Source organism: Micromonospora sp. NPDC005686 (assembly GCF_042871665.1).
Lineage (GTDB): Bacteria > Actinomycetota > Actinomycetes > Mycobacteriales > Micromonosporaceae > Micromonospora.
In genome coordinates this window covers 17,058-33,789 of the sequence record NZ_JBIAIY010000003.1, presented here as the reverse complement: position 1 = coordinate 33,789, position 16,732 = coordinate 17,058, and the positions used below count along the sequence as shown (strand labels likewise).

The following is a 16,732-nucleotide window of genomic DNA, read 5'->3' as shown; positions in this document are numbered from 1 at the left end:
TCCGTTCGCGGTGGCGTCAGATCTCGGCCGGCGCCTCCCGGGTCACCGCCGGCCCCGCCGTGGGAGCGCCGTCGCCCGTGGCATCCGGCGTCCCGCCCGTGGGCGGGAACCGGCGCAGCACCGTGACAGCCACGACCGCCAGCATCGTGGCGATCACCGCGGAGATCCCCGCGACGCTCTGCAGCGCCGTGGTGAAGGCAGCGCGTGCGCCGTCGAGCAGGGCCGCACCGGTGGCACTTGGAAGGTCGGCCACCGCGGCGACCGCGCCCGTGACGTTCTCCCGGGCCGTCTCCGCAACGCTCTCCGGCACGCCCGCCGGCACATCCAGCAGGCCACGGTAGATGCTCGTGCCGATGGTTCCGATCACCGCGATGCCCAACGCGACGCCCAGCTCGCCGCTCATCGACGAGACCGACGACGCCGAGCCGGCCTTCTCCGGGGGCACCGAGCTGACCACGAGACCAGTGGAGATCGACGCGAAACCGCCGGCGCCCAGCGACACCAACGCGATGGCGACGATCGGCAGGGCCAGCGGGCCGGTCTTCTGTACCTGCGTCATCAGCAGGAAGCCGGCCACCGACCCGACCAGGCTCATGGCGATGACCACGCCGGGGCGGATCCTCCGCGCCAGGATCGGCGCGGTCATCGAGCCGGAGACGAGCGCCGCCGCGGCGACCACGCTCCAGAGCCCGGTCTCCAGTGGCGTCAGACCGCGCACCGACTGGAGGAAGAGCGTGAAGATCAGCGACATGCCGGACATCATCACCGAGCCGATGATCATGATCATGAGGGCGCCGGTGAAAGCCTGATGCCGGAAGAGCTTCAGGTCGAGCAGAGGATCCCGCCGGCGCTTCTGCCGCTGCACGAACAGGAAGCCCATCACCAGCCCGGCCGCCAGGACCAGCGCGGGCGAGGCCGCCCACCCGTCGCGCGCCAGCTTCTTGAGGCCATAGATGACCGGCAGGATCGCGCCGAGCGACAACACCACGCTGACCAGGTCGATCCTACCGCCGTCCGGGCCACGGTACTCCGGCAGCAACGCCGGCCCGGCCAGCACGATCACCAGCATCACCGGCACGTTGATGAGGAAGATCGAGCCCCACCAGAAGCTGGTCAGCATGGCGCCGCCGACCACCGGGCCGACCGCCGCGCCGCCCATGAAGCAGCCGATGAAGACCGCGATGGCCAGGCCCATCTGCTGCGGGTCGCGGAACATGTTGCTGATCAGGGCGAGCGCCGACGGCATCACGGTGGCGCCCGCGACACCCATCAGGGCCCGCGCGAGGATCAGCATCTCGGGGGTGGTCGAGTACGCCGCGAGCAGGGACATGAGCCCGAAGGCGGCCGCGCCCACGAGCAGGATCCGGCGCCGCCCGATCCGGTCGCCCAGGCCGCCCATGGTGATCAGGAACCCGGCGGTCAGGAAGGCGTACACGTCGATGATCCAGAGCTGCTCGACACCGGTGGCCCCCAGGTCGGTGCTCAGTTGCGGGAGGGCCAGGAACAGCACGCTGGCGTCGACGGACAGCAGCAGCGCGGGAAGGGCCAGCATCGCCAGCCCGATCCACTCGCGTCTGCCGGCCCGGCCAGCCGGCTCGATGTCGTCAGTGGGTCGCATCAGGCATCCCTCCTGGTCCGTTCCGTCACCGGTGGACCCGGGACGGGCCTCCAACAGGGAGCAAGGCTATCGAAGTCGATGTCCGTTATGTTCTTCGAGCTTGCGTAGGTGGCGCCCGGCGACTCCGCCACCACCCCGAACTGATTGCGATCCGACCCTCTTTGACATATGGTGCACCGATTGCAAACCGCAACCAGGCTGGGGGTCAGCATGTACGATTTCACGCCACAGACCGCCGACGGCAAGGTGCTCTGGCATTTCTCCATGTCCCTGGACGGCTTTGTCGCGGGACCGGACCACTCGATGGACTGGCTGGACGGTCTCTCCGACACTCCGGGGCTCATCGAGCCGTACATCGAAACCCTCGGCGCCGTGCTCGGCGGTCGGGACGGCTACGACAGGTACGGCGACACCAAGCCCTACGGTGACTGGGACGGACCGGTCTTCATCCTCACCCACCACCCCGAGGACGCCACACCGTCGCCCGGCGTCACGTTCCTCACCTGTGACGTCGCCGAGGCGTTGCGCATCGCCGTGAAGGCCGCCAACGGGAAGAACGTCGAGGTCCACTCCGCCTCGATCGGCCGGCAGCTGCTCCAGCTCGGCCTCATCGACGAGATCGACCTGCACGTCGCACCGGTGCTGCTCGGCGACGGTATCCGACTGTACGACAACCCGGGCGGCACCCCGATCCGGCTGCGCGCGACACTGCAGGAAGACCCGCTGGCCGAGCTCACCGTCCGCTACCGGCCAATCCGCGATCTCTGAACGCCCGTGCCGGACGTGCCGCCCCTGGTCGTCCGGCCGGCCGGTCCGACCTGGATCCGCCGTCATGGGCGCGACCGGTCGTGCCGTCCGAGGGCGCGCAGCCGCGTCTCGACGGCCGGCGGCAGCGCGCTGACGACCTTGATCGGGGCGACGTCGGACTCGGGCAGTCGTTCGGCGGCGAAGCGGCGTATCTCCTCGGCCAGCTCCGCCGCTTGTGGGTGGTTCAGGTAGTGCGCCGCCGACTCGATCGGTTCCCGCACCTCGTAGAGGTCGGTCAGCGGCTCCGCCGCGTCGGTGCCGAGGAAGACGGCGTCCATCTCGTCTGGACGCGCCGATGCCGTCACCACAACCCGACGGCCGAGGTGCTCGGCGAGTAGATGCAGATCTTCCGGCAGCCAGCCCCATGCCTCCCGGGGCGGGACCGGCTCGACGCGCTCGATGGCGGCCGCCGCGGCCACGAGTGCGGTCAGCGCCCGGTTCGGGATACCGGTCACCCGCAGGTCTTCGCCCGCCCGCTCCGTGAGCCGGCGGGTGAGTCCGGTGAGGTCGGTCCCGTCGGGCAGGTCGCCGAACCGCAGCCGGGGCACACCGGCGAGTGAGCGGACCGGCGCCGGTCCCTTGTGCAGGACCGCGTCGAACCGGAAGCTGGTCAGTTCGTTGACCGCGGAGCTGCGCTTGAGCTGGATGTCGACGCCTACTACGTCCGGCAGTTCCCGCGCCGTGGCGACGAAGTACTCCGGGGCGAGCAGCATCCACTGCTGGGTGACGGCCGCCTCGCGTACCCGGTCACGGATCTCCGCCGGCGGGGCCGCAGGGTCGCGTGTGCGCTGCACCTCGGTGAGGAACTGCGGCAGCAGGCTCAGGTTCCGGTTGTCACCGACGAACAACCGACCGCCCGGCGCCAGCACCCGCAGCGCCTGCTCGATGAACCGGCGCAGATACCCGTGTCCGGGGAAGTGCATCGTCACCGAGTTGAGGATCACGGTGTCGAAGTACCCCTCGGGGAAGCGGTCGGTCTCGACGGCCTCGGCCGCCCGCAGGTGCACCCGGCCCGCCCAGGGAACGCCCGCGTTCCGCAGCCGGGCCCGCAGCTTCGCGATGGTGACCGGGGAGAAGTCGGTGGCCCGGTATTCGACGCAGTCGGGGGCCAGGTGCCAGAGCAGCAGTCCCGACCCGACGCCGACTTCGAGCACCCGCGACGGCTTGAGGGCACGGACGCGGCGGACGGTCGCCGCGCGCCACTGTTCCATCTGGTCGGTCGGGATGAGCTCCCCGGTGTAGCTGCTGGTCCAGCCGCTGAAGTCGGAGGTGTGCCCAGCCGCCTCGGAGTCGGCGGAGTAGAGGTCGTCGTAGAGCCGGCGCCAGCGCGTGACGAACTCGGGCTGCCGCACCTCGGCCGGCACCACATAGATCACGCCATCGTCCACGGCCGCGCGCTCCACCCGGGGGTGCGTGCCGAGGATGCTCTCGAGGCCGGTCATCGCCCGCTCCCCATGGTCACGGCCTGCGCGGCCAGCGCCCGCAGGTCGACCTTGGCGTTCCTGGTGAGGGGGAATGCCTCGATGAAGGCCCACAGCTCCGGCACGGCCCATGCCGGAAGCGTCTGACCGACCCAGGCCCGCAACTCGGCCGGCGACGGGGCCGGGCCCTCAGGAATGACCCCGGCGATCAGCCGCTGGTCGGCGACCTTGCCCTCACCGACGACCACCGCGTCGCGCACCCCCGGGTGCTCGCGCAGCCGCCGCGCCACCGCCTCGGGCTCGACGCGAAACCCGCGTACCTTGAGCTGCTGGTCGAGGCGACCGACAAACATGAGGCGGCCACGGCCGTCCCAGCGCACCAGGTCTCCGGTCCGGTAGAGGCGCTCGCCCGTGTCCGGCGCCTTCGCGCCGAAGGCGCGGGCGGTCTCCTCAGGTTGGTCCAGATAGCCCTCGGCGAGCGCGATGCCGCCGACGCAGAGTTCACCGACCGCTCCTGGCGGCACCGGGTGACCCTCGTCGTCCAGTACGATCAACCGGGTACCCGCCAAGGGCCGGCCGATCGGCAGCGGGTCGCTCACCTCGGCCGGCGAGTCGAAGTGGTGGATCGTGGTGAAGGTCGTGCATTCGGTCGGGCCGTAGGCGAGGCTGATCCGCAGTCCCTCGTGGCGTTCCAGCACCCGCCGCACCTGCTGTGGCGGCGTGACCTCGCCGCCGGTGATCACCTGGCGCATACGCGCGAACGCCTCGGGCCGGTGGTCGGCCATGAGCCGGAACAGGCCGGTGGTCAGGAACGCGACCGTGACCTCACGCTCGATCAGGAACCGGGCCAGCTCGGTCGGGGCGACCGGTCCGTCCGGCAGGATCTGCAGGCCGGCGCCGGACAGCAGCGAACCGAAGATCTCGAAGGTGGACGCGTCGAACGCCAGGGGCGCGGCCCGCAGGAAGCGCTCACCGGGGCCCTTCTGCGCATAGTCGGCGTCGCGGATCAGGCGCACCACCGCGCGGTGCGGCACGGGGACGCCCTTGGGCCTTCCGCTGGAGCCGGAGGTGAAGGCGATGTACGCGAAGCGGCCCGGGTCGGCCGGCGCCGGCTCAGGCCCGGGCTCCAGCGGCATCGCCGGCGTCCACGGCTCGATCGACGGCCGGCCGGCCAGCTCGGCCACCTCGGGCGCGCCGATGACGGCCACCGGCGAGACCTGGCGGAGGATCTGGGCGAGCCAGTCACGTGGGGCGGCCTGGTCCACCGCCACGTAGGCCGCCCCTCGATGCAGCACCGCCAGCACGGCCACGACCTCGGCGACACCGCGGGGCACGGCCAGCACGACGCGGTCGCCCGGGCGGATCTGGGCCAGGGCGGCGGCCTGGGTACGCACGGCGGCGAGCAGCTCGTCGTACGTCAGGTCATCGACCGCCACCTCGTCCGGAAAGCGCTCGGCGGTCTCCTCGAAGAGGTGCCACAGATCCGCCTCGCAGTCGGTGGCCGGCCCGTCGGAGAGCGCGTCCAGCCACCGCCGCTGCTCCGCCGAGACGGCCCGCACCGACGACACCGGCGCGTCCAGGTCCGTGACCAGCTCCTCGAGCGCCGCGGTAAAGCCCTCGATCAGGGCGATCGCCTCATCCGGCCGGAAGACACTCGGCTGGTACTCCAGCTGCAACGACGGCCGCTCACCCCAGTTGGTGAGGAACAGCGTCGTCTCCATCATGGACGAGCCGCCGTATCCCTCGTGCAGCCGCAGGTCCAGGTCACCCGCGCGCAGCCGGTCGCCCACCAGCTCGTCGTGGGCCTCGAACACGGCCTGGATGACCGGCGTCCGATCGCGGACCTCCTCCTTCCCGAGCGCCCGGATGATCTCCTCGAACGGCAGCTCGGAGCGGCCGGTGGCGGCTGACCAGGAGGCGGCCCAGGCGCGCAACTGCTCGGCGACCGTACGGGCGCCGTCGATCTGAAAACGCACCGGCACGATCCGCACGCACAGCCCGAGCACGTCGTGCAGCTGAATGGCCTCCCGCCCGGACATCGCGACGCCGATGGCCAGGTCCCGCAAACCGGCCCGGCGACCCACGGCCATCGCCCAGGCGCTGCACACCACAACTGTGTGGGGCACGCCGAGCTGCTGCGCGGTCGCCTCGACGCGGTTCCGCAGCTCGGCGCTCAGGCCGAACGGCAGGTGCACGCCCATCACGTCGGGAACCTCGGGCCGCTTGCGGTCCACGGGCAGCGGCACCGTCTCGGGCAGCCCTGCGAGGTCTTCGACGGCGAGGCGGGTCAGCTCTGCCAGCCGCCCGTTCTCGCTGATCTCCCGGTGCCAGGCCGCGATCAGGTCGGGCGAAGGCCCCGGCTCGGCGACGCCCGTGGTGTACGCGTGGGCGAACACGTGCCAGAACCGGCCCAGCGCCCACCCGTCCATCAACGCGTGGTGGAACAGGACACTCAGCAGATCGGGCCCACCCTCGACCCGGGTGTGCACGAACAGGATCGGCGGCTCCTCGAACGGCCGCAGCAGCCCCGGCGCGGCCGAGAGCTGACTGTGGACGATGGCCACCACGTCACCGCCGGCCGGCGGAACCAGCCGCTGCTCGATCAGCCGCGGTTCCCAGCTGGACAGCACCCGTCGGCTGAAGTCGTCGCCCGGAGACCCGGCGACGTACCCGCCGTGGGAGGACGCGAGGGCCTCGCGCTCGGCGCGCGCGGTGGCGCCGGAGGTGAAGATGGTGCGCAGCGCCTCGTGGTTGCGGGTGAGCGCGGCCAGCGTCGACCGCAGCCGTTCCGGATTCAAGGGCACGGCGCTCTCCGCCGTGTAGATCACCCGCACCGGGCGGCCCTCGATCATGTCCTCGGCCAGGAGCATGCCGGCCTGGCCGGTCAGCAGCGGCCGGTCCACCGCGGTGCTCTCGTCACCGGCCGACACCGGCCGGTACTCGGTCGCCTGCGCCATGGCCTCGGTGAGCGGTACGGCCGCCCGCAGTGCGCGCAACGGTGGCGCGACGCCCAGCCGGCGCTCGACCCGGGCGGCGAAGTCGGCCGCCCGCAGGGAGGTGCCGCCCAGATCGATGAAGGAGGCGGTGTCGGCGCGCTCCTCGATCGTCTCGGTCGCGCACCCGAGCACCTCGGCCGCCACTTGGGCCCATTTCCTGCGGTCGACTCCGCCGGGTCCGACTGGCACACGGTCGAGTTCGTTCGTGGTCATCGCCACCCCTACCGGTCTCGGCATCCTTGTCGATGCCGCCATGCTTCTCGATCCCGGAGACGGCATCACCTCCCGCCTTGCTCAACCGCCACGGCCGCCCCGCGTGGGCCGAACCGTCCGCACGGTCGAAGATCTCCCCTCGGCACTGTCCGCACGATCGAAGATGCCCGCCCGCCCGGCCGGTTGCGAGACTGACGCGCATGAGTCTCTCCATCGCCTGGCGGGACGGAGTCGTCGAGGCTGTCGACCAGTGCGCGCTGCCGCACGAGTACCGGCTGCTGCGGCTCACCACGCCGGGCGAAGTGATCGACGCCATCCAACGCCTGGCCATCCGCGGGGCCCCGGCCATCGGAGTCGCCGGCGCGCTCGCGGTGGCGATGTCGGCGCGGGCGCACACACGCGACGGCGTCTGCGACGAAGGCGCCGTCCGCGCCGACGCCCGGCGGATAGCCGACGCGCGGCCGACCGCCGTGAACCTGAGCTGGGCGGTGCGCCGGGTGATCGGCAAGCTCAGCAGTGGCGCCGACGCCGTGCTCGCTGAGGCGAACGCGATCCTCGTCGAGGACGAACAGCGTAATCGCGCGGCCGCTGACGAGGCCGCCGACCTCGTCCGGCGGTTGTGCGGGCGGAAGCCGTTGCGGCTGTTGACCCACTGCAACACCGGGCGTCTCGCCACGGTGGCGTGGGGCACGGCGCTCGGCGCCATCCGCGTCCTCGCCGACGCCGGCCACGTGGCCGAGGTGCTGTTCGGCGAGACCCGGCCGCTGTTGCAGGGCGCCCGGCTCACCGCGTGGGAACTGGCCGAGGCCGGCATCCCGCACCGCATGCTGGTCGACTCGGCCGGGCCGGCCGCTCTGGCCTCGGGCATGGTGGACTGCGTCCTGGTCGGGGCGGACCGGGTGTGCGCGAACGGAGACGTGGCCAACAAGATCGGCACCTACTCGCTCGCGCTGGCCGCGCACCGTGCGGGCGTCCCTTTCATCGTCGTCGCACCCGAGTCGACCCTGGACATGTCGCTGGCCAGTGGTGCGGAGATCCGCATCGAGGAGCGCGCGGCCGGTGAGGTCACCGCGTTCGGCGGGGTGGAGGTCGCGCCGGCGGGCACCGCGGTGTTCAATCCCGCGTTCGACGTCACGCCCGCGGAGCTGGTGACCGCCGTCGTCACCGAATCCGGGCCGTTCCGTCCGCTGACGACATCGCTGTCGGCACCGCCCGTGGTTGAGCCGGTCTCATGACCTGGTCCGTCGACGGCGCGGGTAACGCCCTGGCCGAGACCGCCGCCGCGCTCTACGCCCGCGGCTGGCTGGAGGGCACCGCGGGCAACCTCTCGATCCGGATGCCCGGTGGTCAAACCGCGCTCATCACCGCGAGCGGCGTCAGCAAGGGCTCGATCACCGCCGCCGACGTGGTCGAGGTCCGCATCGACGACGCGCGCCCGGTGAACGCCGACGCCCCGCGGCCGTCGGCCGAGACCACCATCCACGCGGCGCTGTACCGGTTGTCCGCCGAGTCCCAGGCGGTCGTCCACGCCCATCCGCCGTACGCCACCGCGACCGCGATCCTGGCGGCGCGGCGCGGCGCCGACAGCGTGACGTTCACGGACCTGGAGATCATCAAAGGACTCGGACTCGCCGACCCGTCCAAGGTTGTCGTTCCGGTGTTCGACAACCACGCCCAGGTGCCCCGCATCGCCGACGACGTCCTCGATCGCATCGCCGCGGATGCGCCGCCGGTGATGCTGATCGGCAATCACGGGGCGACCACGTGGGGGCCGACGCTGGACATCGCGCGCAACCGCATGGAATGCCTGGAGGCGATGTGCCAGCTCACGTTGTTGGTCGACCGCTCATGACGTGCCATCAGTGACAAGGAGATCCCGATGACCCTGCTACAGGTCATGCCCAAGGACGACGGTACGAACGTGTTGACGCGCACCGAGGACATCGCCGAGATCGCCGCCGAGCTGGCGCCGCACGGCATCCGGCTCGAGCGCTGGGCGACCGTCCCGCTGGCCCCGGACGCCGGGCAGGAGGAGGTGCTCGCCGCCTACGCCTCCGAGGTGGAGCGGCTCTCGGCGGAGGGCCCGTACCCGCTCGTCGACGTGGTCCGGATGGTGCCGAACGACGCCGACCCGGAGTGGCCGGCCAAGGCGGAGGCGGCCAGGACGAAGTTCCTCAACGAGCACACCCACGACGAGGACGAGATCCGCTTCTTCGTCGAGGGCAGCGGATGCTTCTACCTCCACCTGGATGACAAGGTATACGCCGTGGTCTGCACGGCCGGTGACCTGATGTCGGTCCCGGCGGGCACGACGCACTGGTTCGACATGGGCACCCGGCCGCACTTCTGCGCCATCCGGTTCTTCCAGGAGGAGGACGGCTGGGTGGCCGAGTTCACCGGTTCGGAGATCGCGTCCCGGATCCCGACCCTCGACGAACTGCTCGCTCCCGCGCCCACCTCATGACCGGTGCAGTCGTCCTCGACATCGAGGGCACGGTCAGCCCGCTGTCGGCCGTGCACGACGTGCTGTTCCCCTACGCCCGCGATCGGATCGAGAGCTGGGTGCGGCAGGACCGTCCCGGCACCCGCGAGGTGGTCGCCGGCGTTCGCGGCCTGCTCGGCGACGGGTCCGACCTCGACGACGTGGTACGGACCCTGCTCGACTGGCACGACCAGAACGCGAAGCACAGCCCGCTCAAGACACTGCACGGGCTGATCTGGGAGCAGGGTTTTCTGGCCGGTGAGTTGTCCGGTGTCTTCTACGCGGACGTGCCGCCGGCACTCGCCGAGTGGCACCGGCTCGGCACGCCCTGCTGGATCTACTCCTCCGGTTCCGAGCTCGCCCAGAGGCTCTGGTTCTCCCGCAGTGACCAGGGCAATCTGCTCGGGTACCTGACAGGGCACTTCGACACGGTGACCGGCGGCCCCAAGCGGGAGCCGGCTTCCTACCGGAGGATCGCGCAGGCCATCGGCGCGGCCGACCGCGACATCCTGTTCCTGTCCGACAGCCGGGCCGAGCTGGACGCCGCCCGGACGGCGGGCTGGCAGGCCGTGGGCGTACGCCGGCCCGGCTGCGAGACCGATTTCGGCACCCACCGGGTGGTCGACGACCTCGCCGGGTTCGGCGCGAGAACGGAGGTGGCCTGAGTGAGCAACGACGTGCTCGTCCCCAAGTTCGCGGCCTTCCGCAGCACGATCTTCGCCGAGATGACCGCGCTGGCGAACCGAACCGGCGCGATCAACCTCGGTCAGGGCTTCCCGGACAGCGACGGTCCCCCCGAGCTGCTCAAGGCCGCAGCGGATGCGGTGCTCGCCGGGCGTAACCAGTACCCGCCGCTGCCGGGTGTGCCCGAGCTTCGCCGCGCGATCGCCGAGCAACGGTCGGCCGACTACGGCACACCGTACGACCCGGACACCGAGATCCTCGTGACCGCGGGCGCCACCGAGGCGATCACCGCCGCGATCGCCGCTCTGGTCCCGGCGGGCGACGAGGTGCTGGTGTTCGAGCCCTACTACGACTCGTACAGCGCGGCGATCACCATGGCGGGGGCCCACCGGCGCACCGTGCCGCTGCGTCCGCAGCACGACCGGTTCACCTTCGATCCCGACGAACTGGCCGCGGCGGTGACCCCACGCACGCGCGCGGTGCTGGTCAACACGCCGCACAACCCGACCGGTACCGTGTTCTCGGCGGCCGAGCTGGCCCACATCGCCGCCGTCTGCCGGCGGCACGACCTGATCGCCGTCACCGACGAGGTCTACGAGCACCTGACCTTTGACGGGATCCGGCACGTCCCGCTGGCCTCGCTGCCCGGGATGGCGGAACGAACGCTCACCATCTCCTCCGCGGGCAAGACCTTCAACGCCACCGGCTGGAAGATCGGCTGGGCGTGCGGGCCCGAGCGGATGGTCGCCGCCGTGCGGACGGTGAAGCAGTACCTCACCTTCGCCGGCGGCACGCCGTTCCAGTACGCCGTCGCCGCGGCGCTGCCCCAACGGCACGGCTGGCTGAGTGAGCTCCGGGCACGCCTCATGACCGCCCGCGACACGCTGCGGGACGCGCTCACCTCGTCCGGATGGCGCTGCTTCTCCTGCGAGGCGGGCTACTTCCTCCAGGTGGACGCCCGGTCGGTCGGATACCTCGACGGCACCGCGCTGTGCCAGGACCTGGCCACCAAGGCGGGGGTGGTCGCCATCCCCAGCTCGGCGTTCTACGCCGACACCGAGGCCGGGCGGCACCTCGTCCGGTTCGCGTTCTGCAAGAGTCACGCGGTGATCGCCACCGCCGCCGGCCGGTTGGCCGAGTTCGCCAGCACCACGAAGCAGCGGGAAGGAGCGGCACCATGGCGGGAAGCACGCCGGTCGGTGTGATCGGTGGCAGCGGGCTGTACTCGCTGCTGGAGGAAGCCGAGCAGGTCAGCGTCGAGACTCCCTACGGGGAGCCATCCGACAGTCTGGTGCGCGGCGTGGTCGGCGGCCGGGAGGTGGTCTTCCTGCCCCGGCACGGCAAGGGCCACCGGCACCCGGCCCACGTGATCAACTACCGTGCCAATCTCTGGGCCCTGCGGTCGCTCGGCGTACGCCAGGTGCTCGGCCCCTGTGCGGTCGGCTCGCTGCGCCCCGAGCTCGGGCCGGGCTCGTTCGTCGTGCCCGACCAGGTGGTCGACCGCACCAGTGGGCGCGCCGCCACCTTCTTCGACACCGGCGCCGTGCACGTCGGCTTCGCGGATCCGTACTGCCCGGACGGACGGGCCGCAGTGGTGAAGAACGCGGCCGAGTTCGGGCAGCCCGCCGTCGACGGTGGGACGATGGTCGTGATCAACGGTCCGCGGTTCTCCACCCGCGCCGAGTCGCAGTACTACGCTCGGCAGGGCTGGTCGCTGATCAACATGACCGGGCTCCCGGAAGCGGCGCTGGCTCGCGAGCTGGCCATGTGCTACACCTCGATCGCTCTCGTCACGGACCTCGACGCCGGCATCGACGAGGAGAGCGCGGTGGCGCAGGACGAGGTCTTCCGCGTGTTCTCCGAGAACGTCGAGCGGCTACGCGAGCTGGTGTTGCGGACCGTGGCGAGCCTCGGCGACCAGGGGGAATGCCGGTGCGCCCACGCGCACGACGGGCTCACCCTCCCCTTCGCCCTGCCGGGCTGAAGCCTGCTGACATGACAGGGGGACCGTCCTCCCGCAGGACGGTCCCCCTGTCGTCACCGGCGCCGGGCCTGATCCGGCGTCAATCCCACGGCATGGCCTTCGCGATGTCGTTGCGGTATCGGATGCCCTGGAAGCTCACCTCGGCTATCGCCTGGTAGGCGTGCGAGGCCGCCTCGTCGAGCGTGGCGCCGCGACCCACCAGGTTGATGCTCTTGCCCCCGTCGGTGACCAACTGGCCGTCGGGCCGGGTGCGGGCGGCACCGTAGAAGACGAGGCAGCGGTCCCGGTCGACGGCGTCCAGACCGGTGATGGGGTAGCCGCGGCCGTATTCCCCGTAGGGCCAGCCGGGAAAGGACCGGCCGGGTTCCCTGGTCGGCCCCTGCGTGGCCACGACGTTCACGAAACACTCGTCGGTGACGACCAGCGGCGGCTGCCGGTCGAGCGTGCCGTCCAGGATGGACGTCGCCACCTCCGTGAAGTTCGTCGTGATCCGGGGAAACACCACCTCGGCCTCCGGGTCGCCCATCCGGGCGTTGATCTCGATGAGGTGGAGCTGGTCTCCGACGAGCATGCAACCGACGTAGATCACCCCGGTGTAGTGGAGGCCCTCGGCGTCGATCGCGGCAAGCAGCGGCCGCAGCATCTGGCGCTCGAACCTCTCGATCTCCTCGGGCGTGTCGTCCGGGCTCGGCGAGAAGGCGCCCATGCCGCCGCACATGACGCCGCGGTTGCCGTCGTCGGACCGGGGGTAGTCGACCGCCATCGGCAGCATCAGGTGGTGTTCCCCGCCGACCAGCGCGAAGTACAGCAGTTCCCGGCCGACCAGCTTCTCCTCGATGATGATCGTCCGTCCGCCGGGCCCGAAGTCCCGGGAGACCATCAGCCGGTTGATCGCGTCGATCGCCTCGGCCTCGGTCTCACAGATGAAGACGCCGTTTCCCTGGCACGACTCGTTGCCCTTCACGACGTGCGGGCCGTCGGCCGAGCGTACGTACGCGATGGCGGCCGCCGGATCCTCGAAGTACCGGTATCCCGCGGTCGGGATGCCGTACTTCACGCACAGTTCCTTCGTGAACCTCTTGCTGGACTCGAGACGGGTCGCGGACCGGTCCGGGCCGATGGTGGGGACCCCTGCGGCGCGCAGCTCGTCGACGAACCCTTCGGTCAGTGATCGGGGATGGGCCGGCATGGCCAGGTCCGCGCCGATCTCCCTGGCGTACTCCACCACCGGGCCGGGGTGATAGATGTCCAGCCAGGGCGCCGAGACGATGCGATCGTCAGTTATCGCCGCGCAACCGGGCGCGAGGTGCACGGTGACGTCCGGGTCGGTTCTCACGAACAGGTCGGCGAAGGCGTGCCCCCGGCCGGCGTAGTCGATGATGAGCACATTGCGCATCCAAGGGCTCCCGTTTGGGCGACAGTTACGAGACTCGGGAAATCCGGGGTGAGTCGTCACCTGCGAGATCGCGGGGCGACGCGCCGACGTGGTCGGCGAGGGCCTGGGCGAACGCCTCGGTGAGCGCTTCGACCTGGTCGGCCCGATCGCCCGCGTAGAGCCGCAGGAAAGGGGGCTCGCCCTCGGCGAACGCGTCCGCCGCGGACAGTCGCGGGATCGAGAAACCGAAACTGGCTCCCTTGGTCACCTGCACGTCCGAGACCCGGGCGTTGGCGAAGATCCGGTCGAACAGCAGGTTGAGCTCAGCCTTGGTGTTGCGGTCCCGTTCGTGGAACAGGAACGTCACACACCCACCCGCGTACGGCAGCCGCTCGGCGATCCGGACGTCGGGGTGGTCGGGCAGGCCGGGGTAGAAGACCGCACCGGCGTCGGTGACCCGGTGGTCGCCGCGCAGCAACTCGGCGATCCGCAGCGCGTTCGCGCCGATCCTCGTCATCCGCCGGCGATAGAAGGATCGCTGATACCGCGGGAACAGGTCCGAGCCGTGCCGGTAGAGGATCAACCCCGTGTTGCGGCGTTGCCGGTCGAAGGCCTCCCGCAACTCGATCGGGTAGGCCACCATGCCGGCCATTCCGGCGTCCATGCCCAACTGGAGGTACTTCGAGCCACTTTCGTAGTACAGCACCTCGACCTTGTCGTCGCTGTCGAGCAGGTCGGCTGGCATGCCACCGGAGAGCATGGTGCCGTCGATCACGACCGTGGTCCGCTCGATGACCACCGATCGCAGCCGGGCCAGCAGGCCGGACAAGTCGATCATGCGCTGCTCGGCCGTGTTGGACAGCGGGTCCACGAAGAGGGCTCGCGGCCGGTAGTGCACGACATCGGCGATGATCTCCTCGACGCCGTACCCGGAAGCCCGCTCGACCCGGACGAACGGCAGGGTGACCAACTGCTCGGACGCCTCGAAGTAGATGTACGGCGCCATCAGGACCATGTCGCCGTTCCGCAACCGCTCCCGCAGCAGGAAAGCCTCGACCAGGGTGTAGGCGGCGACACCGGACGAGGTGGCGCTGATCGAATGACGCTCCGGTGACAGGCCGAGAACGTCGAGCAATTGCGCCTCGACCCGGTGCACCGGATCGTGCACGTAGCGCTCGTAGTTCACGATTGGTGAGCCCTGCGCCCGGAGGTCGAAGAATTGCACGGCCGCAGACTGGTCGAATGCGGCCGAACGCCATTCCAACGCACCGCGGACATAAGAGAGCGTGGCCAACCCGAAGCGGAGCGCCAACTCGCTCGCCGACAGCTGGCCCGCGTCGATCGCGGACTGCGTCAGAAGCAGGTGCCGCTGCTCGGCGATGTGTTCCCCGGCCGCGTGGGCCGCGGCGACCAGGGCGGCGACGACCGGCTCGTCCACCGGTAGCGTGTTGCGCTCGCAGTACCCGACGAACTCGTCGATGTCGTGTCGTGCCGTGCTCAGCTCCCAGGCGCAGCTGTCCAGTGCTCTGACCAGATCCGTCACCTGGCCGAACGCCTCGGGGCCGGCCTCGCCGCCGGCCGGCGCCGTGGTTGCCGGCGGGCCGCCGGAGAGGACCCGCGGCTCGCCGCTTTCGTCGGCCGTCGACCGCGTGTGCTCTGGCAACGTGCTCCTCCAACTCGGGCCGGCGGCTGTACCGGGAACGCCGCTCCAGCGGACATCGTCGTGCCAGCTCTGATGCTACTTTGTGGCCACACCGCGAAATCTTGTTCCAAATTGCTCAATTGCCGGATCACGTCGACCTGATCGGTGGGCATGGGCACACTTGTCACGAATATCGGGCTACATTGACGGTAAGGGGATACGACGCTGTCATGGATGTCGACCCGCAGGCGCCACCCGTGAAGCAGGCGCGCACCACGAGAGCGGCCGACCCCTCGAAGCGCCAGGGGCGCAGGCCCACTCCGACGCCGATCCTGAACCGTCCGATGGTCCTGTTGCTGCTGGCCGCGTTCGGCGCACTCACGAACTTCTTCCTGCTCCTGTCGGTCGTCCCGCTCTATGCCGGGGGCTCGGACGCGGGCGACGTCGGCGCCGGTCTGTCCACCGGCGCGATGATGCTGTCCACAGTGCTGCTCGAGATTGCCGCACCGAAGTTGCTGGCGAGGTGGGGATATCGGACGGTGCTGACGCTGGGGCTGCTCCTGCTGGCGGCGCCGTCACTGTTGCTGACCCTCTCGGCGGCGGTGGAGCTGGTCATCACGGTGTCGCTGGTGCGTGGCGCCGGATTCGGCATCTTCGTGGTCGCCGGCGGCGCTCTCGTCGCCGAACTGGTCCCGCCCGAACGCCGCGGGGAAGCGCTCGGGCTGTACGGGGTCATCTGCGCGATACCGGCCGTCGTGGGGTTGCCGGCCGGGGTGTGGCTCACCGACCACGTCGGGTTCTCGACGATCTTCACGGCGATGACGATGATCGGGTTGGCCGGGGTGCTCGCCGTGCTCTTCCTGCCGTCCAGGACCGGCCGGGTCGAGCAGGAGCCCAGGGTCTTCAAGGGAATGACCGGCGCACTGGCCCGTCCGACGCTGATCTTCACGGCGCTCGCGGTGGCGTCGGGCGTGTTCGCCACCTTCCTGCCGCTGGCGGTGTCGGCGGAGTCACGCGGCCTGGCCGCGCTGGCTCTGCTCATCCAGTCGTGTCTGGTCGCGTTGGCGCGCTGGGCCGCGGGCTGGATCGCCGACCGTCACGGCGTGTCCCGGCTGCTGGTTCCGGCCGTGCTCCTGTCGGCCGTCGGCACCTTCTGCGTGGTCTGGCTGGACAGCCCCATCGCGGTGATCGCGGGAATGGTGCTGTTCGGCATCGGTTTCGGTGCGGGGCAGAACGTGACGATGGTGATGCTGTTCGAGCGGGTCGACAAGGCCGAGTTCGGCCGGGCGAGCGCGCTGTGGAACTTCGCCTATGACGCCGGGCTCGGAATAGGCGCCGTGGGATTCGGCTTCGTGGCCGACCTCCTCAGCTACCCGGCCGGTTTCGCGCTGACCGCGGCGCTGCTGCTGATCGCCGTCGTCCCGGCCGTGCGGGACCGGAGCGCCCGGTTGCCCGCGGGGCAACTGAGCACGCACGAGGATGACACCCGGGTTGTGACTTCTTAGCATCG

At 70.6% G+C, this 16,732-nt stretch carries 13 protein-coding genes; 8 read left to right on the top strand and 5 right to left on the bottom strand.

The window, feature by feature from the left end; genetic code table 11:
• Positions 1 to 16: 16 nt before the first annotated feature.
• Complete coding sequence (locus tag ACFYON_RS07545; RefSeq protein WP_354864388.1) at positions 17 to 1,618, bottom strand: MFS transporter; 1,602 nt, start codon at positions 1,616 to 1,618, stop codon at positions 17 to 19.
• A gap of 210 nt (positions 1,619 to 1,828) precedes the next feature.
• Here ACFYON_RS07545 and ACFYON_RS07540 point away from each other — a divergent pair, with 210 nt between their 5' ends.
• Positions 1,829 to 2,386 (top strand): dihydrofolate reductase family protein, encoded by a 558-nt coding sequence (locus ACFYON_RS07540; RefSeq protein WP_354864390.1) that lies wholly within the window; start codon positions 1,829 to 1,831, stop codon positions 2,384 to 2,386.
• Positions 2,387 to 2,448: 62 nt separating this feature from the next.
• Here ACFYON_RS07540 and ACFYON_RS07535 read toward each other — a convergent pair whose 3' ends face one another.
• Together ACFYON_RS07535 and ACFYON_RS07530 are read right to left on the bottom strand one after the other, a co-directional pair.
• Entirely contained in the window at positions 2,449 to 3,867 is a 1,419-nt protein-coding gene (locus ACFYON_RS07535; RefSeq protein WP_354864392.1) for a class I SAM-dependent methyltransferase, read from the bottom strand.
• Positions 3,864 to 6,986 carry an amino acid adenylation domain-containing protein gene (locus ACFYON_RS07530; protein ID WP_354864394.1) on the bottom strand — a complete coding sequence of 1,041 codons (3,123 nt, stop codon included), beginning with the start codon at positions 6,984 to 6,986 and terminating at the stop codon, positions 3,864 to 3,866. The genes ACFYON_RS07535 and ACFYON_RS07530 overlap by 4 nt, the downstream gene beginning before the upstream one ends.
• Before the next feature lie 269 nt (positions 6,987 to 7,255).
• On the opposite strand from ACFYON_RS07530, the gene mtnA reads away from it, so the two are divergent.
• From mtnA to ACFYON_RS07500, 6 genes are read left to right on the top strand one after another with little or no spacing between them, the layout of a single operon-like run.
• Positions 7,256 to 8,290: an S-methyl-5-thioribose-1-phosphate isomerase gene (mtnA, locus tag ACFYON_RS07525; RefSeq protein ID WP_354864396.1), complete on the top strand. Its 1,035-nt coding sequence runs from the start codon at positions 7,256 to 7,258 to the stop codon at positions 8,288 to 8,290.
• On the top strand, positions 8,287 to 8,907 hold the full coding sequence (mtnB, locus tag ACFYON_RS07520) for a methylthioribulose 1-phosphate dehydratase (protein ID WP_354864398.1): 621 nt from the start codon (positions 8,287 to 8,289) through the stop codon (positions 8,905 to 8,907). The genes mtnA and mtnB overlap by 4 nt, the downstream gene beginning before the upstream one ends.
• Positions 8,908 to 8,934: 27 nt before the next feature.
• Positions 8,935 to 9,519: a cupin gene (locus tag ACFYON_RS07515; RefSeq protein ID WP_354864399.1), complete on the top strand. Its 585-nt coding sequence runs from the start codon at positions 8,935 to 8,937 to the stop codon at positions 9,517 to 9,519.
• The gene (mtnC, locus tag ACFYON_RS07510) at positions 9,516 to 10,202 is read left to right on the top strand and encodes an acireductone synthase (protein WP_354864401.1); all 687 of its coding nucleotides are present in this window, start codon (positions 9,516 to 9,518) and stop codon (positions 10,200 to 10,202) included. The genes ACFYON_RS07515 and mtnC overlap by 4 nt, the downstream gene beginning before the upstream one ends.
• On the top strand, positions 10,203 to 11,426 hold the full coding sequence (locus tag ACFYON_RS07505; protein WP_354864403.1) for a pyridoxal phosphate-dependent aminotransferase: 1,224 nt from the start codon (positions 10,203 to 10,205) through the stop codon (positions 11,424 to 11,426).
• Entirely contained in the window at positions 11,399 to 12,205 is an 807-nt protein-coding gene (locus ACFYON_RS07500) for an S-methyl-5'-thioadenosine phosphorylase (RefSeq protein WP_354864405.1), read from the top strand. Before ACFYON_RS07505 ends, ACFYON_RS07500 begins: the two co-directional genes overlap by 28 nt.
• Positions 12,206 to 12,284: 79 nt before the next feature.
• On the opposite strand, the gene purD is transcribed toward ACFYON_RS07500, so the two are convergent.
• Complete coding sequence (gene purD / locus ACFYON_RS07495; protein ID WP_354864407.1) at positions 12,285 to 13,601, bottom strand: phosphoribosylamine--glycine ligase; 1,317 nt, start codon at positions 13,599 to 13,601, stop codon at positions 12,285 to 12,287.
• Positions 13,602 to 13,626: 25 nt separating this feature from the next.
• Positions 13,627 to 15,243 (bottom strand): PLP-dependent transferase, encoded by a 1,617-nt coding sequence (locus ACFYON_RS07490; protein ID WP_355047434.1) that lies wholly within the window; start codon positions 15,241 to 15,243, stop codon positions 13,627 to 13,629.
• Positions 15,244 to 15,452: 209 nt separating this feature from the next.
• On the opposite strand from ACFYON_RS07490, the gene ACFYON_RS07485 reads away from it, so the two are divergent.
• Entirely contained in the window at positions 15,453 to 16,727 is a 1,275-nt protein-coding gene (locus tag ACFYON_RS07485) for an MFS transporter (protein WP_355047435.1), read from the top strand.
• Positions 16,728 to 16,732 lie beyond the last annotated feature (5 nt).